This window comes from Streptomyces sp. NPDC093225, assembly GCF_044753805.1.
In the GTDB taxonomy this organism is placed as follows: domain Bacteria; phylum Actinomycetota; class Actinomycetes; order Streptomycetales; family Streptomycetaceae; genus Streptomyces.
This window is the reverse complement of sequence record NZ_JBIVNX010000001.1, coordinates 106,587-132,047: the sequence shown is the minus strand read 5'-3', so window position 1 is coordinate 132,047 and position 25,461 is coordinate 106,587. Positions and strand designations below refer to the sequence as shown.

General features: G+C 74.6%; 1 protein-coding gene. It reads right to left on the bottom strand.

Annotated features, from left to right (window positions below):
* Positions 1-31 precede the first annotated feature (31 nt).
* The gene (locus tag ACIQCH_RS00500; protein WP_402576359.1) at positions 32-24,868 is read right to left on the bottom strand and encodes a type I polyketide synthase; all 24,837 of its coding nucleotides are present in this window, start codon (positions 24,866-24,868) and stop codon (positions 32-34) included.
* Positions 24,869-25,461: the final 593 nt, after the last annotated feature.

Here is a 25,461-nt window from a genome sequence, read left to right as displayed (position 1 = left end):
TCGGCTGGGGCATCGGATCGGGCATCAAGGGTCAGGATTTTCCGAATTCGTTGTTGATGATGTCGAAGAGGTCCTCGGCGGACGCCGATTCGATGGCCGCCTCCTCGTCCTCCAGGGCGTGGGCCGCGCGTTCGGCCTTGTTCCAGTCGGCCAGGAGCGCTTCGAGCCGGGCCGTGACGCGGGCGCGTTCGGCGGCGTCGTCCACGGGGACCGAGGCGAGGGCGAACTCCAACTTGTCGATCTCCGCGAGCGCCGGCAGCGCGGGCGCCGTGTCCTCGCCGAGGAGTTCGGCCCGCAGGTGCGCGGCCAGGGCGGCGGGGGTCGGGTGGTCGAAGACGAGGCTGGCGGGCAGCCGCAGTCCGGTGGCCGCGCCGAGTCGGGCGCGCAGTTCGACCGCGGTGAGGGAGTCGAAGCCGAGCTCCTTGAAGGCCCGGCCCGCCTCGACCGCGGCGGCCCCGTCGTGCCCGAGCACCGCGGCGACGTGCGTGCGGATCAGGTCGCGCAGGATCCGTTCGGCCTCGTCGGCGCCGGCGGCGCGCAGCTCGGCCACCAGCCGGTCCGCGTCCCCGGCGGCTCCGTCGCCGCCGGGTGCGGTGCCGGCGCGGTCCTCGGTGTCGAGCACGCGGCGCACCTCGGGGAGGTCCGCGATCAGCGGGCGCGGCCGGGACGCGGTGAACGCCGGGACGAACAGGTCCCAGTCGACGTCGGCGACCGTGACGGTGGTGTCCCCCGCGTCCAGCGCCTGCCGGAGGGCGGCGACGGCCCGTTCGGGGGCCATCACCGGCAGCCCGCGGCGGCGCAGCTGCCCGGCGGCCTCCTCATCGGCGACGAGACCGCCCTCGGCCCAGGGGCCCCAGGCCACGGCGGTGGCCGCCAGGCCGCGGTCCCGGCGCCGCTGCGCCAGGGCGTCAAGGTGGGCGTTGGCGGCCGCGTAGGCCGCCTGCCCGCCGCTGCCCCAGACGCCGGCGATCGAGGAGAACAGGACGAAGGCGTCCAGCTCGGTGTCGCCGAGCAGCTCGTCGAGGTGGTCGGCGCCCGCGGCCTTGGCGGCGAGGACGGCGGCGGTGTCCTGCGGTCCGGTCTCGGCGAGCGGCGCGAGCTGGCCGACGCCCGCCGTGTGGAAGACCGCGGTGAGGGCGGGGGCGCCGGGGTCGTCGCGGAGGGCGACGAGCAGGTCGCGTACGGCCTGCCGGTCGGTCACGTCGCAGGCGACGGCCGTGGCGCGGGCGCCGAGCCGCCCCAGTTCCGTGACCAGGGCCTCGGCCCCCGGTGCCTGCGGCCCGCGTCGGCCGGCCAGCACCAGGTGCTCGGCGCCGTTCGCCGCGAGCCAGCGGGCGACGTGGGCGCCGAGCGCGCCCGTGCCACCGGTGACGAGGACGGTGCCGCGCGGCCGCCAGGGCGCACGGTCCACGCCGGCGGCACCGGCCGCGGGGGCGGGGACGGGGGCCCGGCCGATCCGGCGGGCCAGGAGCCCGGCGGAGCGTACGGCGAGCTGGTCCTCGTACCCGAGTCCGGGCACCGGCCCGTCCCCGTGCGCCTGCCCGCGCCCGTGCACCTGGCCGCGCCCGGCGGCCGCGCCGCCGAGTACGGCCAGCAGCCGGTCGAGGGTCCGCGCGTCCGCCCGGGCGGGCAGGTCCACCAGGCCGCCCCAGCGCTCGGGGTGCTCCAGGGCGACCACCCGGCCGAAGCCCCACAGCCCGGCCTGGGCGGCGCTGCGGACCCGGTCGGCCGGGCCGGTGGCCACGGCGCCGGAGGTGACGCACCACAGCGGGGCGTCGACGCCGGCGTCGCCCAGGGCCTGGACCAGCGCCCCGGTCAGCAGGAGTCCCGCGGGTGCCGCGGGGTGGGCCGGGTGCGGGTCCTCGGCGAAGGCCAGCAGGGAGACCACGCCGTCGGCGCGGGTCCCGGCGAGCGCCGTGCGCAGCAGGTCCGCGACGGCGGCCCGGTCGGTCGCCTCGATGCCGAGCGGAACCTCCCGCACGTCCACGCCGTGGGCGCGCAGCGCGTCCGCGACCTCGGGGGGCCCGTCGGGTCCGATGGCCCCGGCGCCGGCACCGGCGGTGACCACGAGCCAGGTCCCGGCGGGGCGCGCGCCCGCGTCCGGTTCCCCGAGCGGCTTCCAGGTCACCGCGTAGCGCCAGCCCTCGACGACCGACCGCTCCGTGCGCTGCCGCCGCCAGGCGGACAGGGCGGGCAGCAGGGCGCTCAGCGGTTGATCGGCGTCGATGTCGATGTCGAGGGTGGTGGTGAGGGCGCCGAGGTCGGCGTTGTCGACGGCCTCCCAGAAGGCCGCGTCCGCCGCCCCGCCGTCCGTGACCGCGGGCGTCGCGGCAGTGCCGCGTTGGCCCTCGTCCAGCCAGTACCGCTTGCGCTGGAACGGGTAGGTGGGCAGGTCCACGCGTCGGGCGCCGGTGCCGGCGTAGAACGCCGCCCAGTCGACGGCCACGCCCCGGACGTACGCCCGGGCGAGGGCACCGACGAGGGTGTCCGCCTCGGGACGACCCGCACGGAACACGGGTGCGCACTCGGCCGGCTCGGTCAGGCAGTCCTGCGCGAGGGCGGAGAGCACGCCGTCGGGCCCGAGTTCCAGGTACGTCGTCACGCCCGCAGCTTCGAGGGTGCGGATGCCGTCGAGGAAGCGGACGGCCTCGCGGACGTGGCGGACCCAGAAGTCGGCCGTACCCATCTCGTCGGTGACCAGGGCGCCGGTCAGGTTCGAGACGACCGGGATCCGCGGGGCGCCGAACGCCAGCCCCTCGACGACCTTGCGGAAGTCGTCCGACATCCCGTCCATGAGGGGCGAGTGGAAAGCGTGGCTGACCGCGAGCCGCTTGGTCTTGCGGCCCCGGGCCTCGAACGCCGCGGCGATCACTGCGGCCGCGTCTTCGTCACCGGAGACGACCACCGCCTGCGGACCGTTGACCGCGGCGATGCCCACGCCCTCCGACAGCAGCGGGAGGACCTCCTCCTCCGAGGCCTGGACGGCGATCATCGCGCCGCCGGCCGGGAGCGCCTGCATGAGCCGGCCGCGGGCCGCGACCAGCGCGCACGCGTCGTCCAGGGACAGCACCCCGGCGACGTGCGCGGCGACGATCTCGCCGACCGAGTGCCCGGACACGAAGTCCGGCCGCACGCCCCAGCTCTCGACCAGTCGGAACAGGGCCACCTCGACGGCGAAGAGCGCCGGCTGGGTGTACCCGGTCCGGTCCAGCACGGCAGCTTCAGAGCCGAACAGGACGTCCTTCAGCGGGAGTTCGAGGTGGGCGTCCATGCGGGCGCACACGGCGTCCAGCGCGTCCGCGAACGCGGGCTGGGCTGCGTACAGTTCACGGCCCATGCCCAGCCGCTGGCTGCCCTGCCCCGTGAAGAGGAACGCCGTGGCACCGGCGGACACCCGTCCGCTGACGAGCCCCGCCACCTGCTCACCGGTGGCCAGGGCCGTCAGCGCCGCCAGGAACTCCTCGCGCTCGTCCGCGACGACGACGGCCCGGTGGTCGAGGGCCGAGCGGGAGGTGGCCAGCGAGTAGGCCACGTCGACGGGCTCGAGCGACTCGTCCGAGGACATGCGGGTCGCCAGCCTCTCGGCCTGGACCTGCAGAGCGGTACCGGTCTTCGCCGACAGCACCCACGGCAGGAGCTCGGGCCGCTGCCGCGGACTACCGGACGGTCCGGTCTCTTCGGTGGCCGCCGGGGCCTGCTCGATGATGGTGTGGGCGTTGGTGCCGCTGAAGCCGAACGAGGAGATGCCCGCCCGGCGCGGGCGACCGGTCTCCGGCCACGTGCGCCGCTCGGTCAGCAGGGCGATCTCCCCCGCCTCCCAGTCGACGTGCGGGGTCGGCTCGTCGACGTGCAGGGTCTGCGGGAGCACCCCGTGGTCCATGGCCAGGACCATCTTGATGACGCCGGCGACGCCGGCGGCGGCCTGCGTGTGACCGATGTTCGACTTGATCGACCCGAGGTGCAGCGGCCGGTCGGCGGGGCGGTCCTGGCCGTAGGTGGCCAGGAGGGCCTGGGCCTCGATGGGGTCGCCGAGGCGGGTGCCGGTGCCGTGCGCCTCGACCGCGTCGACCTCGGCGGGCGACAGGCCGGCGTTGGCGAGGGCGGCGCGGATGACGCGCTGCTGGGAGGGGCCGTTCGGGGCGGTGAGGCCGTTGCTGGCCCCGTCCTGGTTGATCGCGGAGCCGCGCACGAGCGCGAGGACCGGGTGCCCGTTGCGCCGGGCGTCGGAGAGCCGCTCCACGAGCAGCATGCCCACGCCCTCGCCCCAGCCCGTGCCGTCGGCACCGGCCGCGAACGCCTTGATGCGGCCGTCCTCGGCGAGGCCTCGCTGGCGGCTGAAGTCGATGTAGGCACCCGGCGAGGACATGACCGTCACACCGCCGGCCAGGGCCAGGTCGCACTCGCGGTTGCGCAGGGCCTGGATGGCCCAGTGCAGCGCGACCAGGGAGGCGGAACAGGCGGTGTCGACGGTGACGGCGGGACCCTCGAGCCCGAAGGCGTACGACAGCCGACCGGAGACGACGCTCGCCGCGTTACCCGTCCCCAGGAAACCCTCGATGCCGTCCGGAACCGAGTCGAGCATGGTCCCGTAGTCCTGGCCGTTGGTGCCGACGAACACGCCCGCCTGACTGCCGCGGACGCTCGCCGGGTCGATGCCGGCCCGTTCGAACGCCTCCCACGACGTCTCCAGCAGCAGCCGCTGCTGCGGATCCATGGCCAGGGCCTCACGAGGCGAGATCCCGAAGAAGTCCGCATCGAAATCCGCGGCGTCGTAGAGGAACCCACCCTCACGGGCGTAGAACGTGCCCTGCCGGTCCGGATCCGGGCTGTAGAGCCGCTCCAGATCCCAACCCCGATCACTCGGGAACGCACCGATCGCATCCCCACCCGCCGCCAGCAGCTGCCACAACTCCTCAGGAGTACGGACACCACCGGGGAAACGACAGCTCATCGCCACGATCGCGATCGGATCATCCGCCACCCCAGCCCCCGCGACGGCCACCGGACCGGCGATCTCCACCCCCGTCCCCAGCAGCTCGTCCCGCAAGAAGCCCGCCAGAGCAGAAGCCGACGGATAGTCGAAGATCAGCGTCGCCGGCAGACTCACACCGGTCGCCGCACCGAGCCGGTTGCGCAGCTCGACCGCCGTCAAGGAGTCGAACCCGAGCTCCTTGAACGCCCGCTCCGCACCCACGGCATCACCACCGCCATGCCCCAGAACCGCCGCGACCTGCGCACGCACCAGCCCCAGCAGCTCCCGCTCCAACTCCACCGCACCGAGCCCGGCGAACCGCTCGACCGCCGCACCACCCACGACTTCGCCGGGGGCGGCCGGCTCCGCGGGCCGGGACTCCACCAGCTCGGCGAAGAGGGTGCTCGTCCGTACCACCGTGAAGGCAGGCCCGAAGCGGTCCCAGTCCACGTCGGCGACCAGCACCGCCGCGTCGTCCGGCGACGCGACGCTCTGCCGCAGCACGGCCATTGCCGTCTCCGGCGCCATGGGCGGCAGGCCCTCGCGCCGCATCCGCGCGTCGAGCCCCTCGTCGGCCGCCATGCCGCCCTCCGCCCACGGACCCCACGCCAACGAGGTCGCGGCCAGCCCGGCGGCCCGCCGCTGCTCGGCCAGTGCGTCCAAGTAGGCGTTGGCCGCGGCGTAGTTGGCCTGTCCGGCCGAACCGGTCATGCCGCTCATGGACGAGAACAGCACGAAGGCGGACAGCTCGATGCCCAGCTCGACGGTCAACTCGTGCAGATTGCGCGCCGAGGCGGCCTTCGCCCGCAGCACGCTCTCGAAACGGTCGGGGGTCAAGGAGTCCAGAACACCGTCGTCCAGCACACCGGCGGTGTGCACCACCGCGGTCAACGCCCCGGCCTCGGCCTCCAGGAGCACGCGCAGGGCCTCCCGATCGGCGGCGTCACACGCCACGACCGACACCTCGACACCCGTTTCACACAGCTCCGCGACCAACTCCGCAGCACCCGGAGCATCCGGGCCCCGGCGGCTGGTCAACACCAGCCGCTCGGCCCCCGCACCCGCCAGCCACCGCGCCACACGACCACCCAGCGCACCCGTACCACCGGTCACCAGAACCGTCCCGGACGGCGACCAGGCACGGTCGGAGCGTCCGCCGGCGGCACGGACGAGGCGGCGTCCGAACAGACCGGAGGAGCGTACGGCGACCTGGTCCTCGCCGGTGCCGCCGGCCAGTACGCCCACCAGACGGGCCATGGTGCGCTCGTCCCACGTCTCGGGCAGGTCCACCAGACCGCCCCAGCGCGCGGGAAGCTCCAGCGCGGCGACCCGGCCCAGCCCCCACGTCTGCGCCTGCACCGCCGAGACGAGGCGGTCGGAGCGGCCGACGCCGACCGCGCCCCGGGTGACGCACCACAGCGGCGCGTCGACCCCGGCGTCGCCCAACGCCTGCACCAGGCCTGCCGTAGCCACCACACCCGCAGACTCGTCCAGCGCGAGCAGGGACACCACGCCGGCGACGCCGTCGGCGTCGCACTCGGCCAGCAGTGAGGTCAGCGCGGCGCGGTCCGCACGGGCCTCGAGGACGACGCGCCTGACCTCGGCGCCCCGCCCGGCCAGGGCCTCGACCAGGGCGGTGTCGTCGACACAGCCGGCCGGAACCACCACCCACCACGAGCCGGTCAGCCGCGCCCCGGACGTACCGTCGGCCAGCGGCTGCCACGACACCCGGTAGCGCCAGCGGTCCACCTCGGACTGCGTGCGCAGACCACGGCGCCACGCCGACAGGGCCGGCAGCGCCGGCAGGACCGTGCTCCAGGCGCTCGCGTCGGTCACGTCGAAGGTGGCGGCGAGCGACTCCAGGTCCTCGCGCTCGACGGCGTCCCAGAACCGGGAGTCCAGCTCGTCTGCGGCGCCGGTCCGCGTGCCACCGCCCGCCATCGGCAGCCAGTAGCGCTGGCGCTGGAAGGCGTACGTCGGCAGCTCCACCCGCCGTGCACCCGAACCACCGTAGAACGCGGCCCAGTTCACCGCGACACCACGTGCATCGGTCCGGGCCAGCGCGGCCACGACGGTGTCGGCCTCGGGCCGACCGGTCCGCAGGGCCGGTACGAAGGCGGCGCCCTCGCCCGTCACGCATTCCTGCGCCAGGGCCGAGAGCACACCGTCGGGTCCGAGTTCGAGGTACGTCGTCACGCCCGCGGCCTCAAGGGCCCGCACCCCGTCCAGGAAGCGGACGGCCTCGCGGACGTGCCGCACCCAGAAGTCGGCGGAGCCCATCTCGTCGGTGACGAGGGCACTGGTCAGGCAGGACACGACCGGGATCCGGGGCGCTGCGAAGGACAGACCCGCCACCACCTCGCGGAAGTCGTCCAGCATCCCGTCCATGAGCGGCGAATGGAAAGCATGACTCACCGCCAGCCGCTTGGTCTTGCGACCCTGGGCCGCGAAGGCCTCGGCGACGGCGACCACCGCGTTCTCGTCACCCGCGACCACGACCGACCGCGGACCGTTGACCGCGGCGATGCTCACACCCTCGGAGAGCAGCGGCAGGACCTCGTCCTGCGACGCCTCCACCGCGACCATCGCCCCACCCGGAGGCAACGCCTGCATCAACCGACCCCGCGCAGCCACCAACACGCACGCGTCGTCCAACGACAGCACACCGGCCACATGCGCAGCAGCGATCTCACCGACCGAATGACCGGCCACGAAGTCCGGCTCCAGGCCCCACGACTCGACCAGGCGGAACAGCGCCACCTCGACGGCGAACAGCGCCGGCTGGGCGTACTCCGTCCGATCAAGCAAGGCAGCATCCGACCCGAACAGGACCTCCTTCAGCGGGCGTTCGAGGTGCGCGTTCATACGGGCGCACACGGCGTCCAGCGCATCCGCGAACGCAGGCTGGACGTCGTACAGCTCACGGCCCATGCCCAACCGCTGACTGCCCTGCCCCGTGAACAGGAAGGCGGTCTTCCCGCCGACCGGCGAACCCGTCACCAGGCCCGCGGCCGCACCACCCTCCGCCAGCGCGGCCAGGCCCGCCAGCAGACCCTCGCGATCCGCGGCCACGACCGCCGCACGGTCCTCGAACCGCGCCCGCCCTGCGGCCAGCGACCACGCGACGTCCACCGCGCGCAGCGCCTCCGGCGCGGACAGGACGAAGTCGAGGAGCCGACGCGCCTGCGCACGGAGCGCCAGCTCGCCCTTGCCCGTGAGCACCCAGGGGACGACCGGCAGCGCCCGGTCGGCGCCGGGCTGATCCGCAGGGTCGGCAACGGGCGGCTGTTCGATGATCGTGTGGGCGTTGGTGCCGCTGATGCCGAACGAGGAGACACCGGCCCGGCGCGGACGACCGGTCTCCGGCCACTCCACCGCTTCCCTCAGCAGCTCGACGTCGCCCGCCTCCCAGTCGATACGACTCGACGGGGCATCCACGTGCAGGGTCTGCGGAAGCACCCCGTACCGCATCGCCATGACCATCTTGATGACGCCCGCGACACCCGCCGCAGCCTGCGTGTGACCGATGTTCGACTTGATCGAGCCCAACAGCAGCGGACGACCTTCCGGCCGGTCCTGCCCGTACGTCGCCAACAGCGCCTGCGCCTCGATCGGATCACCCAACCGCGTACCCGTACCGTGCGCCTCCACCACATCCACATCGGCAGCCGACAGGCCGGACGCGGCGAGGGCCTCGCGGATCACGCGCTGCTGCGACGGACCGTTGGGTGCGGTGAGGCCGTTGCTCGCACCGTCCTGGTTGATGGCGGAGCCGCGCACGACGGCGAGGATCGGGTGGCCGTTGCGCACGGCGTCCGACCGACGCTCGACGAGCAGCATGCCCGCACCCTCGGCCCAGCCCGTACCGTCCGCACCCTCCGCGAACGACTTGCAGCGCCCGTCGGCCGAGAGCCCGCGCTGGCGGCTGAAGTCGACGAACGTCTCCGGGGTCGCCATGACCGCGACACCGCCGGCGAGCGCCATGTCGCACTCGCCGTTGCGCAGCGCCTGGATCGCCCAGTGCAGCGCGACCAGCGACGACGAGCACGCCGTGTCCACCGTCACCGCCGGGCCCTCCAGCCCGAAGGCGTACGAGACGCGACCGGAGGCGATGCTGCCGGAGTTGCCGGTGCCGAGGTAGCCCTCGACGCCCTCGGGCAGTTCCTCACCGGAGCCCGCACCGTCACCGATGCCGATGCCGATGCCCGATACGTAGTCGTGGTACATGACGCCCGCGAAGACACCGGTACGGCTGCCCCGCACGGTCGCCGGGTCGATGCCGGCCCGCTCGAAGGCCTCCCACGAGGTCTCCAGCAGCAGACGCTGCTGCGGGTCCATGGCGAGGGCCTCGCGCGGCGAGATCCCGAAGAAGTCCGCGTCGAACTCGGCCGCGTCGAGCAGGAAGCCGCCCTCCCGCGTGTACGAGGTCCCCGCGTGGTCCGGGTCGGGGTGGTACAGGGCCTCGGCGTCCCAGCCCCGGTCGGCCGGGAAGGCGGTGATGCCGTCGCCGCCCGTGGCGACGAGCTGCCACAGGTCCTCGGGGGTGCGGACGCCGCCGGGGAAGCGGCAGCCCATGCCGACGATCACGATGGGGTCGTCGGTGAGGGCGGTGGTCGGCCGTACGGGCGCCACCAGGCCTGCGCGTACTCCGGCCCCGCCGTCGACGTCGGCCGTCAGCGCCAGCTCGGCGAGGAGGTGGCGGGCCAGGGCCACCGGCGTCGGGTAGTCGAAGATCAACGTCGGGGGCAGGCGCAGGCCCGTCTCCGCCTTCAGCACGTTCCGCAGCTCGACAGCCGTGAGCGAGTCGAAGCCCAGGTCGCGGAAGGCACGCTCGGCAGCCACCGCATCGGCACCGGAGTGACCGAGCACGGCCGCGACCCGACCGCACACCACCTCCAACAACACCCCCTCACGCTCCGCGGCGGGCACCGCCGCGAGGCGGGCGACCAGCGGAGAGAGGGCGTCCGCACCGCCGCTCCCGGCGAGCCGCTCCACCGTGCGGCGGGCGGGCACCCGTACGAGCGCCCGCAGCAGGGCGGGGGTCGAGCCGGCTGACGCGGCCTGCGCACGCAGTACCGCCACGTCGAGGTGCATCGGCACGAGCACCGCCGCCGCATCCACCGTGACCGCCGTGTCGAAGAGGGCCAGGCCCTCGGCGGCGGTGAGGGCGGCGACGCCGTCCCGGGCGATGCGGCGCAGATCGACTTCGTCGAGCTGCCCCGCCATGCCCCCGTCAGCGCCGTCCTGCGGGGCCCACAGGCCCCAGGCGAGCGCGGTCGCCGGCAGACCCTCCGCCCGACGCCGCTCGGCCAGCGCCTCCAGGAAGGAGTTCGCGGCCGCGTAGTTCGCCTGACCGGCCGCACCGAACGCGGCCGCCGCACCCGAGAACAGCACGAAAGCGGAGAGGCCCAGGTCCCGGGTCAGCTCGTGCAGGTTCCAGGCGGCGTCCACCTTCGGACGCAGCACCGTCGTCACCCGCTCCGGCGTGAGGGACGCCAGGACACCGTCGTCCAGCCCGCCTGCCGTATGGACGACAGCGGTCAGCGGGTGCTCCGCGGGCACGGACGCCAGCAGAGCGGCCAGGGCCTCGCGATCGGCCACATCACACGCGACGAGGTCGACCTCCGCACCCCACCCCTCCAGCTCCGCCACCAGCTCGGCAGCGCCGGCCGCGTCCGGACCGCGCCGACTCGTGAGCAGCAGACGCCGCACCCCGTACGCGGCCACCAGATGCCGGGCGAACAACCGACCCAGACCACCGGTCGCACCCGTCACCAAAACCGTCCCGGACGGATCGCCCATCGCCGCGGCCGACACCTCGCCCGCGCTCTCGGACGACGCCACGCGCACCAAGCGAGGCGCGGTGACGGCACCGGCACGGATCGCCAGCTCCGGCTCCCCCGCCGCCAACGCGACGGGAACCGCGGCCAGCGACGCCGCGTCGACGTCGGCACCGAGGTCGAGCATGAGGAGCTGGCCGGGGTTCTCCGACTGCGCCGAGCGCAGCAGACCGCGCACCGCGCTGCCCACCAGGTCCGCCACCCCCGCGCCCCGCTCCACGGCCACCGCACCCGACGTCAGCCACACCAGGCGCGTGCCCGCGAACCGCTCGTCCGCCAGCCACTCCTGCACCGCCACCAGGGCCGCGTTCACGGTGCTGTGCACCCGGCCGACCATGTCGTCCGCGCACTGCCCGTCTCCGTCTGCCGGCATGACGAACACGGCGTCGGGAGCCGGTTCGCCGGCCTCGAGGGCCGCACCGAGCGCGGCCAGGTCGGCGTACTCCGTGACCCGCGCACCCGGCCCTACCGGCCCGTCCAGGCCGATCGCGTCCTGCCCCAGCACGGCCCAGCGGAGGTCTCCGGAGGCGGATGGCGCGGGGGTTGCGGACACGGGCAGCCACTCCACCCGGAACAGCGACTCGAGGCCACCGCCGGCCGCGTGGACCTGGTCGGCGGAGGCCGGGCGCAGCGTCAGCGACTCCACCGCCGCCACCGGCCGGCCCGTCTCGTCGGCGACCAGCAGCGCCAGCGTGTGCGGGTCCCCGGACGACGGCGGAGCCAGGCGCATCCGCAGAGCGGACGCGCCGACCGCGTAGAGCGAGACGCCCGACCAGGCGAAGGGCAGGAGGGCACCGGCCTCGGCCCGCTCGGCGGGGGCGCCGTGGCCGATGGCGTGCAGACCGGCGTCGAGCAGGGCCGGGTGCAACCCGAACCGGGCCGCGTCCCGACGACCGTCCTCCGGCAGGACGACCTCGGTGAACAGCTCCTCCCCGCGACGCCAGGCGGCCTTCAGCCCCTGGAACAGCGGCCCGTACGAGACTCCCTGCGCGGCCAGTTCCTCGTAGAGTCCACGGACGTCGACCGGCTCGGCGCCCGCCGGCGGCCATTCGGCCAGCCCGTCGAAGCCCTGGACGGCGGCCTCCGACCCGGCGCCCGTGGCGAGGACACCGGACCCGTGGCGGGTCCACGGCTCGTCGGCGAGCGCGTCCTGGCGGCGCGAGTAGACCGCGAAGGACCGCCGCGCGGCGGCGTCCGGCGCCTCGACCACGAGCTGGAGCTGTACGCCGCCCCGTTCGGGCAGCACGAGCGGCGCCTCCAGCGTCAGCTCCTCCAGCACCTCGCAACCGACCTGGTCGCCCGCCCGGATCGCCAGGTCGACGAAGGCGGTGCCGGGCAGCAGGGCGGAGCCGTGGATGGTGTGGTCGGCGAGCCAGGGGTGGGTGTCGAGCGACAGCCTGCCCGCCAGCAGCACGCCCTCGGAGTCGGCCAGCGCCACCGCCGCACCCAGCAGCGGGTGCCCGGCGTCGCCCAGACCGATCGACTCCGGATCCGTGGCCGCGAACACCGACGCGCTCGGCCAGAACCGCTGCCGCTGGAACGCGTACGTCGGCAGGTCCACCCGCCGCGCACCCGAACCCGCGAAGAACGCCTCCCAGTCGACCCCCACACCACGGACATGCGCCTGGGCCAGGGCACTGACCACGGTCTCGACCTCGGAGCGGCCGGAACGGAGCAGCGCGGCGAAGACGGCGTGCGGGGTGCCGGTCAGGCAGTCCTGGGCGAGGGCGGAGAGCACGCCGTCGGGTCCGAGTTCGAGGTACGTCGTCACGCCCGCGGCTTCCAGGGCGCGGACGGCGTCGAGGAAGCGGACGGTCTCGCGGACGTGCCGCACCCAGAACTCCGCCGAGGCCATCTCGTCGGTGACGAGGGCACCGGTCAGGCAGGACACGACCGGGATCCGGGGCGCGGCGAAGGACAGGCCCGCCACCACCTCGCGGAAGTCGTCCAGCATCCCGTCCATGAGCGGCGAATGGAACGCGTGGCTCACCGTCAGCCGCTTGGTCTTGCGACCCTGCGCCGCGAAGGCCCCGGCGATCGCGACCGCCGCGCCCTCGTCACCGGCGACCACCACCGATCGCGGGCCGTTGACCGCGGCGACGCCGACCCGGTCGTCCTCGCCCAGGAACGGCAGGACCTCGTCCTCCGACGCCTCCACCGCGACCATCGCCCCGCCCGCCGGGAGCGCCTGCATGAGCCGGCCGCGGGCCGCGACCAGCGCGCACGCGTCGTCCAGGGACAGCACCCCCGCCACGTGCGCGGCGGCGATCTCACCGATCGAGTGCCCGGACACGAAGTCCGGCCGCACACCCCAGCCCTCCACCAGCCGGAACAGCGCCACCTCGACGGCGAACAGCGCCGGCTGGGTGTACTCCGTCCGATCCAGCAGGGCAGCATCCGACCCGAACAGGACGTCCTTCAGCGGGCGTTCGAGGTGCGCGTCCATACGGGCGCACACGGCGTCCAGCGCATCCGCGAACGCGGGCTGGACGTCGTACAGCCCACGGCCCATGCCCAGCCGCTGACTGCCCTGCCCCGTGAACAGGAAGGCGGTGCGGCCGTCACCGGCCGTGCCCGTCGCCGTCCGGGAAGCGGTCTCGGGGGCGGCGAGTCGGGCCAGGGCGTCCCGCAGGTCCTCGCCGTTCTCGAGGGCCAGGACGGCGGCGGCGCGGTGGTCGAGGTGGGCGCGGCTCGTGGCGAGGGAGTAGGCCACGTCGGCCGCGTCCACGGCGTCGTTCCCGGCGGTGTCGAAGTGGGCGACCAGCGCTGCCGCCTGGGCCCGGAGGGCTTCGTCGGTCCGGCCGGAGAGGAGGTAGGGGATGTGGGGAAGGGCGCGGACGGATGTGGGTCGGTCCGCCGGGCGCGGCCCGGCGTCCACCGTCGGTTCGACGTCCGGGGCCTGCTCGATGATCGTGTGGGCGTTGGTGCCGCTGATGCCGAACGAGGAGACGCCGGCCCGGCGCGGACGTCCGGTCGCCGGCCACTCCCGGCCCTCGGTGAGCAGCTCCACGTCACCGGTCGACCAGTCGACGTGGGGGGTCGGGGCGTCCACGTGCAGGGTCTGCGGGAGCACCCCGTGCCGCATGGCCAGAACCATCTTGATGACGCCGGCGACGCCGGCGGCGGCCTGCGTGTGACCGATGTTCGACTTGACCGAACCCAGCAGCAGCGGCCGGTCTGCGGGCCGGTCCTGGCCGTACGTCGCCAGCAGCGCCTGCGCCTCGATCGGATCACCGAGCCGCGTACCCGTACCGTGCGCCTCCACCACATCCACATCGGCGGCCGACAGGCCGGCACTCGCCAGCGCGGCCCGGATCACCCGCTGCTGCGACGGACCGTTCGGAGCCGTCAGACCGTTGCTCGCACCATCCTGGTTGACGGCCGAACCACGCACCACCGCCAGCACCGGATGACCGTTGCGCCGGGCATCCGACAGCCGCTCCACCAGCAGCATGCCGACACCCTCACCCCAACCCGTACCGTCCGCACCCGCCGCGAACGCCTTGATCCGACCGTCCTCCGCCAGCCCCCGCTGACGGCTGAAGTCGATGAAGTTCTCGGGCGTCGACATGACGGTGACGCCGCCGGCCAGGGCGAGGTCGCACTCGCCGTTGCGCAGCGCCTGGGCCGCCCAGTGCAGCGCGACCAGCGACGACGAGCACGCCGTGTCGACGGTCACCGCCGGGCCTTCCAGCCCGAAGACGTACGAGACGCGGCCGGACATGACGCTGCCCGCGTTGCCGGTGCCGACGTGGCCTTCCAGGCCGCCGTCCTGCTCGCGCGTGATGAGGGAGAGGTAGTCCTGGCCGTTGGTGCCGACGAACACGCCGGCGCGGCTGCCGCGCAGGGTGGTCGGGTCGATCCCGGCCCGCTCGAAGGCCTCCCACGAGGTCTCCAGCAGCAGGCGCTGCTGCGGGTCCATGGCGAGGGCCTCGCGCGGCGCGATGCCGAAGAAGTCCGCGTCGAAGTCGGCCCCTCCGGTGACGAAGCCGCCCTCACGGGTGTACGAGGTCCCCGGCCGGTCGGGGTCGGGGCTGTAGAGGCGGTCGAGGTTCCAGCCGCGGTCGGCGGGGAACGCGGCGACCGCGTCCGTCCCGTCCGCGAGCAGTCGCCACAGTTCCTCCGGGGTCTGCACGCCGCCGGGGAAGCGGCAGCTCATCGCGACGATCGCGACGGGGTCGACGTCGACCGCCGTGGCGACGGGCAGCACGGTGCGGGAGGCGGGGAGGCTGCCGAGGAGCTCGTCGCGGAGGTGCTCGGCCAGGGCGGCGGAGGTCGGGTAGTCGTAGACGAGGGTGACGGGGAGGCGCAGCTCGGTGGCCGCGCCCAGGCGGTTGCGGAGCTCGACGGCCGTCAGTGAGTCGAAGCCGAGCTCCTTGAAGGCACGCTCCGCGCCGACCGCGTCGGCGCTGCCGTGGCCGAGGACGGCGGCGACGTGCGTTCGTACGAGGTCCAGCAGCTCCCGCTCCCGCTCGGCGGGCGCGAGAGCGGCGAGGCGTCCGGCGAGGGTCGCGGGGGCGTCCGCCTGCTCGGCGGTGCGGCCGGGTCGGGCCTCGGCCGACGTACGGGTGGTGCGCGCTTCGCCGAGCTCGTCGAACAGGGCGGTACGGCGTACCGCGGTGTGGCCGGCGAGGTACCGGTCCCACTCGACGTCGGCCACCGTCAGGACGGGGTCGGGGGCGCCGACGGCCTGGTGGAGTGCGCGGATGGCCGGCCCGGCCGGCATCGGGGGCACTCCGTCCCGGCGCATCCGGGCTTCGAGGGCGTCGTCGGCGGCCATGCCGCCCTCGGCCCACGGACCCCACGCCAGCGACGTCGCCGCCAGGCCGGCGGCCCGCCGCAGCTCCGCCAGCGCGTCCAAGTAGGCGTTCGCCGCGGCGTAGTTGGCCTGCCCGGCCGCACCGATGGTTCCGCTCATCGAGGAGAACAGCACGAACGCGGACAGCTCGATGCCCAGCTCGACGGTCAACTCGTGCAGATTGCGCGCCGAGTCGGCCTTCGCCCGCAGCACGCTCTCGAAACGCTCGGGAGTCAAGGCGTCGATCGTGCCGTCGTCGAGGACACCCGCGGTGTGGACGATCGCGGTGAGGGTCTCGGCCTCGGTGGCCAGCAGCTCGCGCAGGGCGTCCCGGTCGGCGGCGTCACACGCCACGACCGACACGTCGACACCCGACTCCGACAGTTCCGCGACCAACTCCGCAGCACCCGGAGCATCCGGGCCCCGGCGGCTGGTCAGCACCAGCCGCTCGGCCCCCGCACCCGCCAGCCACCGCGCCACACGACCACCCAGCGCACCCGTACCACCGGTCACCAGAACCGTCCCGGACGGCTCCCACGACGCGGAACCCTCCGCACGGGCAGCCCGGACGAGCCTGCGTCCGAACACACCCGACGACCGCACCGCGACCTGGTCCTCACCCGGCGCACCACCCGCCAGCACACCGACCAGCCGGCCCACCGCCCGCTCGTCCCACACCTCGGGAAGATCGACCAGACCACCCCACCGCTCCGGCACCTCCAACGCGGCCACACGACCCAGACCCCACGTCTGAGCCTGCACCGCAGACACCAACCGATCCGAACGACCCACCGACACCGCACCCCGGGTCACACACCACAACGGCGCCCCCACCCCGGCATCACCCAACGCCTGCACGAGAGCAGCCGTAGCGACCACACCAGCGGACCCGGACTCGTCCAGCGCGAGCAGAGACACCACGCCCGCGGCACCCCCGGCATCGCAGTCGGCCAGCAGACCCGCCAGTACGCCACGATCGAGACCATCCGCCCCGACCACGACCCGACGGACCTCCGCACCACGCCCGGCCAGCGCCGCGGCGACGGACTCCACGAGGGCGTCGTCGGCGAGGACCTCGGGAACGACGGCGAGCCACTCCCCTGCGGGCAGCTCCGGAGCCGCGACGGCCGTCAGCGGCTTCCACTGCACCCGGTAGCGCCAGGCGTCGGCCTGCGCCTGCTCCCGGTTCTGCCGGTGCCAGGCGGCCAGGGCGGGGACGAACTCGCCGAAGCTCGCGTCGCCGTCGACCTCCAGGTCGGCCAGCAGGGCCGCCAGATCTCCGCGCTCGACCGCGTCCCAGAACCGGGCGTCGACCGCGTCGGCGGACCGCACCGGTGCGTCACCGCCGCCCGTCAGGGCCGCATCGGGCCAGTACCGCTGCCGCTGGAAGGCGTACGTCGGCAGCTCGACGCGCTCCGCGCCCGTACCGGCGAACGCGGTGGACCAGTCCACCTCCACACCCCGCACGTACGCCCGGGCGACGGCCGCGTGAGCCGTCTCCACCTCCGGGCGGCCCGCGCGCAGCACCGGCACGAAGGCCACGTCGGCCCGGGCGTCCGTCAGACACTCCTGGGCCAGCGCCGACAGCACGCCGTCCGGCCCGATCTCGACGTACGTCGTCACGCCCGCGGCCCCCAGCGCGCGGACGCCGTCCAGGAAGCGCACACCCTCGCGGACGTGCCGCACCCAGAAGTCGGCGGAGCCCATCTCGTCGGTGACCACGGCACCGGTCAGGTTGGAGACCACCGGGATCTCCGGGGCCGCGAACGACAGCCCCTCCACCACCTGGCGGAAGTCGTCCAGCATCCCGTCCATGAGCGGCGAGTGGAAGGCGTGGCTGACCGTGAGCCGCTTGGTCTTGCGGCCCCGGGCCGCGAAGGCCTCGGCGATCGCGACCGCCGCGTTCTCGTCGCCCGCGACCACGACAGACCGCGGGCCGTTGACCGCCGCGAGGCTCACCCGGTCGGCCTCGGTCAGCAGGGGCAGGACCTCGTCCTCCGACGCCTCCACCGCGACCATCGCCCCACCCGCCGGGAGCGCCTGCATCAACCGACCGCGCGCAGCCACCAGCACGCACGCGTCGTCCAGCGACAGCACCCCGGCCACGTGCGCGGCGGCGATCTCGCCGATCGAGTGACCGGACACGAAGTCCGGCCGCACCCCGTACGACTCCAGCAGCCGGAACAGCGCCACCTCGACCGCGAAGAGCGCCGGCTGGGCGTACTCCGTCCGATCCAGCACGGCGGCTTCAGAGCCGAACAGAACATCCTTCAGAGGCAGTTCGAGGTGCGCATCCATACGTGCGCACACGGCATCGAGCGCATCCGCGAACGCGGGGTGGACGTCGTACAGCTCACGCCCCATGCCCAGCCGCTGACTGCCCTGCCCCGTGAACAGGAAGGCCAGCCCGCCCTCCGTGACGGTCCCCCGCACCAGGCCGGGCAGTTCCGCACCTGCGGCGAGGCCGCGCAGGCCGGCGAGGACCGCCTCGCGGTCCCCGGTGTCCGCGATCAACACCGCACGTGACTCGAACGCCGAGCGGCCGGCCGCGAGGGAGTACGCGGTGTCGGCGATGGCGACGTGCAGGTTCCGCGTCATCCACGCCACGAGCTGCTCGGCCTGGGCGCGGAGCCCCGCCGCGCCCTTGCCCGAGACGACGAACGGCACGACGGGCGCGGCGTCGGTGGCCCGGGTCTCGGGCGCGGTGCCGTCAGCGCTGTCGGCCGGCGCCTCCTCGATGATCGTGTGGGCGTTCGTACCGCTCAGGCCGAACGACGACACGCCCGCGCGGCGCGGACGGTCGCTCCGCGGCCACTCCACGGCCTCGGTCAGCAGCTCCACCTCGCCGGCGGACCAGTCGACGTGCGGGGTGGGCTCGTCCACGTGCAGGGTCCGCGGCAGCAGCCCGTGCTGCAGGGCGAGGACCATCTTGATGACGCCGGCGACGCCGGCGGCGGCCTGGGTGTGCCCGATGTTCGACTTCAGCGACCCCAGCAGGAGCGGCCGGCCCCCGACCCGCTCCTGGCCGTACGTGGCCAGCAGGGCCTGCGCCTCGATCGGGTCGCCGAGCCGCGTACCCGTACCGTGCGCCTCCACCGCGTCCACGTCGGCGGCACCGAGGCCCGCGCTCGCCAGCGCGGCACGGATCACGCGCTGCTGCGACGGACCGTTCGGAGCCGTCAGCCCGTTGCTCGCACCGTCCTGGTTGATCGCCGAACCACGCACCACCGCCAGCACGGGGTGACCGTTGCGGCGGGCGTCGGAGAGCCGCTCGACGAGCAGCATGCCGACGCCCTCGCCCCAGCCCGTACCGTCCGCACCCGCCGCGAACGCCTTGATCCGGCCGTCCTCCGCCAGCCCCCGCTGACGGCTGAAGTCGATGAACGCGTCGGGCGTGGACATCACGGTCACGCCGCCGGCCAGAGCCAGGGTGCACTCGCCCTGGCGCAAGGCCTGCACGGCCAGGTGGAGGGCGACCAGCGACGAGGAGCAGGCGGTGTCGACGGTGATCGCGGGGCCTTCGAGGCCGAAGACGTACGACAGGCGGCCGGAGACGACGCTCGCCGCGTTGCCCGTGCCGACGTGGCCCTCGAGGCCGTCGGCGTCCCCGGCGACGAGGGAGAGGTAGTCCTGGCCGTTGGTGCCGACGAACACGCCGGCGCGGCTGCCCTTGAGCACGGCCGGGTCGATGCCGGCGCGCTCGAACGCCTCCCAGGAGGTCTCCAGCAGCAGACGCTGCTGCGGGTCCATGGCGAGGGCCTCGCGGGGCGAGATCCCGAAGAAGTCCGCGTCGAAGTCGGCGGCGTCGTGGAGGAAGCCTCCCTCGCGCGTGTACGAGGTCCCGGGCCGGTCCGGGTCGGCGCTGTAGAGGCCGTCCAGGTCCCAGCCGCGGTCGACCGGGAACGGGGAGACCGCGTCCGCGCCCTGGGCGAGCAGACCCCAGAGGTCTTCCGGGCTCCGGACGCCGCCGGGGAAGCGGCAGCTCATCGCCACGACGGCGATCGGGTCCTCGTCGACGGCGACCGGCTCGGCGGTGGCCGCGGACCGCTCGCCGCCGGCCAGCTCCCCGCGCAGGTACGCGGCGAGGGCCGCCGAGGTCGGGTAGTCGTAGACGAGCGTGGCGGGCAGCCGCAGCGCGGTGGCCGCGCCGAGGCGGTTGCGCAGGTCGACGGCGGCCAGCGAGTCGAAGCCGAGTTCCTTGAAGGCGCGTTCGGCGCCCACGGCGTCGGCGCTGTCGTGGCCGAGGACGGCCGCGACGTGCGTACGGACGAGACCCAGCAGCTCACGCTCCTGCTCGGCCCGGGGCAGCTCGGCCAGCCTCGCGAAAGCGGCCCCCGCGACGTCGGCGCCCGTCACGACGGTCCCGTGGCCGGAGGCCACGGCCTCGACCGCCTTCGCGACGGTGACGAACTGGGCGACCGACGGGTTGGGGCGGACGGCTGCCACCACGGACGCGAAGCGGTCCCAGGCGATGTCGGCGACGGTCAGTGCGGTCTCGCCGGCGCCGACGGCCTGTGCCAGCGCGGCGACGGCGGCCTCGGGGGCCATGGGGGGCACGCCCTCGCGGCGCATCCGGGCGTCCATCGCCCCGTCGGCGGCCATGCCGCCCTCGGCCCACGGACCCCACGCCAGCGACGTCGCCGCCAGCCCGGCCGCCCGCCGCAGCTCCGCCAACGCGTCCAAGTAGGCGTTCGCCGCCGCGTAGTTGGCCTGCCCGGCCGCACCGATGGTTCCGCTCATCGAGGAGAACAGCACGAAGGCGGACAGCTCGATGCCCAGCTCGACCGTCAGCTCATGCAGGTTGCGCGCCGAGTCGGCCTTCGCCCGCAGCACGCTCTCGAAACGCTCGGGCGTCAAGGAGTCCAGAACACCGTCGTCCAGAACACCGGCGGTGTGCACCACCGCCGTCAGGCCCTCCACCTCGGCGGACAGCAGCTCCCGCAGAGCCTCCCGGTCAGCGGCGTCACACGCCACGACCGACACCTCGACACCCGACTCCGACAGCTCCGCGACCAACTCCGCAGCACCCGGAGCATCGGCGCCCCGGCGGCTGGTCAGCACCAGCCGCTCGGCCCCCGCACCCGCCAGCCACCGGGCCACACGGCCACCCAGCGCACCCGTACCACCGGTCACCAGGACCGTCCCTGACGGCTCCCACGACCGATCGCCCGTTCCGGAAGCGGCCCGGACGAGCCTGCGTCCGAACACACCCGACGACCGCACCGCGACCTGGTCCTCACCCGGCGCACCACCCGCCAGCACACCGACCAGCCGGCCCACCACCCGCTCGTCCCACACCTCGGGAAGATCGACCAGACCACCCCACCGCTCCGGCACCTCCAACGCGGCCACACGACCCAAGCCCCACGTCTGAGCCTGCACCGCAGACACCAACCGATCCGAACGACCCACCGACACCGCACCCCGGGTCACACACCACAACGGCGCCCCCACCCCGGCATCACCCAACGCCTGCACCAGGCCCGCCGTGGCCACCACACCCGCAGACCCGTCCAGGGCCAGAAGCGACACCACACCGGCGACACCGGCGACGCCCGCGGCGTCCTCGCCGGCCAGCAGACCCGCCAGCACGGCACGGTCGGCACCATCCGCCCCGACCACGACCCGACGGACCTCCGCACCACGCCCGGCCAGCGCCGCGACCACCGGCGCGTCGTCCACACCGGGGGCCCCGGGGGTCACCACGACCCATGCACCCGACAGCCGTGCGCCGCCGGCCGCGGCGTCCGCCAGGGGCTTCCAGGACGTCCGGTAGCGCCACCCGTCCACCTCGGAGCGGGTGCGTACCCGGCGCCGCCAGGCCGACAGGGCCGGGACGACCTCGATCAGGGGCTGTTCGCCGTCCGCGTCGAGTTCGAGCGCGGCGGCGAGGGCGGCCACGTCCTGCTGCTCGACCGCCTCCCAGAACGCGGTGTCGGCCGGACCGGTGCCGGGTCCGGAGACCCCGGCCGGCCCGGCGGCCGGGGTGTGGGCGTCCATCCAGTAGCGCTGCCGCTGGAAGGCGTACGTCGGCAGCTCGACGCGGCCCGCGCCCGTACCGGCGAAGAACGCGGGCCAGTCGACGTCCGCGCCCCGTGCGAACACGCGGGCGACGGCGTCGAGGAGGGTGCGGGCCTCGGGACGGCCGGAGCGCAGCGCGGCGGCGAGGACGGGGGGCGCGGGGGCCGGCGCGTCGGTGGGCAGGCAGTCCTGGGCCATGGCCGTCAGGACGGGGTCGGGGCCCAGCTCCAGGAAGGCGTCGACGCCCCGGGCCCGCAGGGTGCGGACGCCGTCCAGGAAGCGGACCGGCTCGCGCACGTGCCGCACCCAGTGCTCGGGGTCGGCCAGTTCGGCGGCGGTGGCGGCGGTCCCGGTGAGGAGGGAGACGACCGGGAGGGTGGGGGTGCCGTAGTCCAGTACCTGCGCCACGCGGCGGAATTCGTCGAGCATGCCGTCCATGTGCGGCGAGTGGAACGCGTGGCTCACGGTCAGCCGCTTGGTCTTCCGGCCCCGGGCCTCGAAGGCTTCGGCGACGGCGGTGGCGGCGTCCTGGTCGCCCGCGATCACGACCGACCGCGGGCCGTTGACCGCGGCGACGGTCACGCGCTCGTCGAGGAGCGGCAGGAGTTCGTCCTCCGAGGCCGCCACCGCGATCATGGCTCCGCCCGTCGGCAGGGCCTGCATCAACCGGCCGCGGGCCGCGACCAGCATGCACGCGTCCTCCAGGGAGAACACGCCCGCCACGTGAGCGGCGGCGATCTCGCCCACGGAGTGCCCGGCCAGGAAGGCGGGGCGCACGCCCCACGACTCGACGAGCCGGAACAGCGCCACCTCCAGCGCGAACAGCGCGGGCTGGGTGTAGGCGGTCTGGTGCAGGAGGGCGGCACCGGGGCTGCCCTCCTCGGCGAACAGGACGTCCAGGAGGGGGTGTTCGAGTTGCTCGTCCAGGTACCAGCAAGCGTCGTCGAGCGCGTCGGCGAAGACCGGGTGCGTCGCGTACAGTTCGCGGCCCATGGCGAGGCGCTGGCTGCCCTGGCCGGTGAAGAGCACGGCGGTGCGCCCCGCGGCGGGCTCCTCCCGGACGACGGTCGCGGGCCCGCACACGCCGGCCGAGGCAGTGGCGGAGGCAGATGCAGAGGCAGTGGTGGCGGTGCCGTCGGCCAGGGCGTGCAGGCCGTGCCGGAGCGCGGTGCGGTCGCCGCCGAGGACCACGGCCCGGTGTTCGAACCGGCCGCGGGTGGCGACGAGGGAGTGGCCGATGTCGAGGGAGGTGGCCCCGGGGTGGGCGTCGACCCAGTCGGCCAGACGGCGCGCGGTGGCGCGCAGGGCCTCGGGCGTCTTGGCGGACAGGACCCAGGGCAGGACCGCGGGTGCCGGCGTCGCCTCGGGACCGGCCCCGGGACCTGCATCGGGTTCGGTCCCGGGCTCTCCGTCGGGCGCCTCGCCCACGGCCGCTTCCCCTACCGCCGCGGCCCCGACGCCCGCGTTCCCGACGCCCGCTTCCGCGGCCGCCGGCTCGCCGGTGGACGGGGCCTCGACCGGCGCCTCCGCGGCCGGCGGTTCCTCGATGATCGCGTGGGCGTTGGTGCCGCTCATGCCGAACGAGGAGACGCCCGCGCGGCGCGGGGTTCCGGAGGCCGGCCACTCGACGGGGTCGGTGAGCAGCGAGACGGCGCCGGCCGTCCAGTCGACGTGCGGGGTCGGGGCGTCGACGTGCAGGGTCCGGGGCAGCACGCCGTGCCGCATCGCCATGACCATCTTGATGACGCCGGCCACGCCCGCGGCGGCCTGGGTGTGGCCGATGTTGGACTTCAGCGAGCCGAGCAGGAGGGGGCGGTCCGCGGGGCGGTCCTGGCCGTAGGTGGCGAGCAGGGCCTGGGCTTCGATGGGGTCGCCGAGCCGGGTGCCGGTGCCGTGGGCCTCGACGGCGTCCACGTCGCCGGACGACAGGCCGGCGTTGGCCAGGGCCTGCCGGATGACGCGCTGCTGGGCGGCGCCGCTGGGGGCGGTCAGGCCGTTGCTGGCGCCGTCCTGGTTGAGGGCGGTGCCGCGGACGATCGCCAGCACCTGGTGGCCCTTGGCGCGGGCGTCGGAGAGCCGCTCCACCAGCAGCATGCCGGCGCCCTCGCCCCAGGCGGTGCCGTCCGCGGCGGCGGCGAAGGGCTTGCAGCGGCCGTCGGGGGCGAGACCCCGCTGGCGGCTGAAGGAGACGAAGGAGCCGGGGCTCGCCATGATCGCGACGCCGCCGGCGAGGGCGAGGGAGCACTCGCCGGCGTGCAGGGCCTGGACGGCGAGGTGCAGGGCGGCCAGGGAGGAGGAGCAGGCGGTGTCAACGGTGACCGTGGGGCCCTCGAAGCCGAAGGTGTAGGCGATGCGGCCGGAGGCGACGCTGGCGGCGTTGCCGGTGACGAGGTAGCCCTCGTACCCGTCGGCGGCGTCCTGGAGACGGGGGCCGTATTCCTGCGTTTCCGCGCCGACGAACACGCCGACCTGTTCGCCGCGGAGCGCGGCGGGGTCGACCCCGGCCCGGTCGAACGCCTCCCAGGAGGTTTCCAGGAGCAGTCGCTGCTGCGGGTCCATGGCCGTGGCCTCGCGCGGGGAAATTCCGAAGAACGCGGCGTCGAATTGGTCGGCGTCGTGGAGGAATCCGCCTTCGCGCGTGTAGCTGGTGCCGGCGCGGTCGGGGTCCGGGTCGTAGAGCCCGTCGAGGTTCCAGCCGCGTCCGGTGGGGAATTCGGAAATGGCGTCGGTGCCGGCGGCGACGAGGTCCCAGAGGGATTCGGGGGAATGCACGCCGCCCGGGAAGCGGCAGCCGATGCCGACGATGGCGATGGGTTCGTCGCTGCTGACGGCGGCGGTGACGGGGGCCTCGGCGGGAGCGGCGCCGCCCCGGAGCAGGGCGCGGACGCGCTCGGCGAGACGGGCCGGGGTGGGGTGGTCGAAGGCCAGCGTGACGGGCAGGCGCAGGCCGGTGGCCGCGACGAGCCGGGCGTGCAGGTCGACGGCCGCCAGGGAGTCGAACCCCAGGTCGATGAAGGAGCGGTGCGGGTCGAGGACGTCGGGGGCGGCGTCGCGCAGGGAGGCGGTCACCAGGGCCGAGACGCGGTCGAGCAGCAGGGTGTGCTGCTCGCCGTCGGTCAGTCCGGTGAGGAGGGCGCGCCAGCCCTCCGGGGTGGCGTCGCCACGGAGGTCCCGGTTTCCGCCGGCCTGGGAGGCGCCGTCGGTTTCGGCTGCGAAATCCGGGGACTCGTTCAACATCGCGCGCTCCATCAATCCGTGCAGAGAAAACCGGGGATCGGTCATGACCCTGGCACGGAGATGTCGCGACAGAAACCCCTATCGGTCCCCTAGCGGCCCCTAGTGTGATTCCTGGTTCAACCCCTGTACGGCGACCGGAAATCGTCCGGGAGGAAAGCGGTCGGAGCGCCGTCTCGGCGCACGTCGTGACGCGGTGGACCTATGCGGGTGCGACCGCATAATAATGCCGCCGGTATTCGGAATTGACAAGCACGGTGAATGAATGTGCGTGCGCCCGCGAAAGGCACCGCAGGGGTCGGGCGGCCGTGCCCCGGCCGTTCCCGGGACGCGCCCGTCCACCGGACGGGCGCGGACGGCCGCGCGCGTGCGGTCCCCGCTCGGGTCCCCTCCCCTACGGGCCCCTACAGCGGGACGCGCTCGCGGTGGTCGGGGACCGCGGCCGGGCGGCGGGAGGGGCGGCAGGGGACGGTCGACGGGACCGCCCGTCCCTCGCTCCCCTCCCTCCCCTCCCCTCCCGTCCCGCCGCCCGGGGGTGGGACGGCCCGGCGGGTCCGGCCCGGCGGGTCCGGCCCGGCGGGTCCGGCCCGCCGGTA

Coding starts and splice junctions, on each gene's coding strand:
- ACIQCH_RS00500 (WP_402576359.1), bottom strand. CDS start 24,868: ATGTTGAACGAGTCCCCGGATTTCGCAGCCGAAACCGACGGCGCCTCC.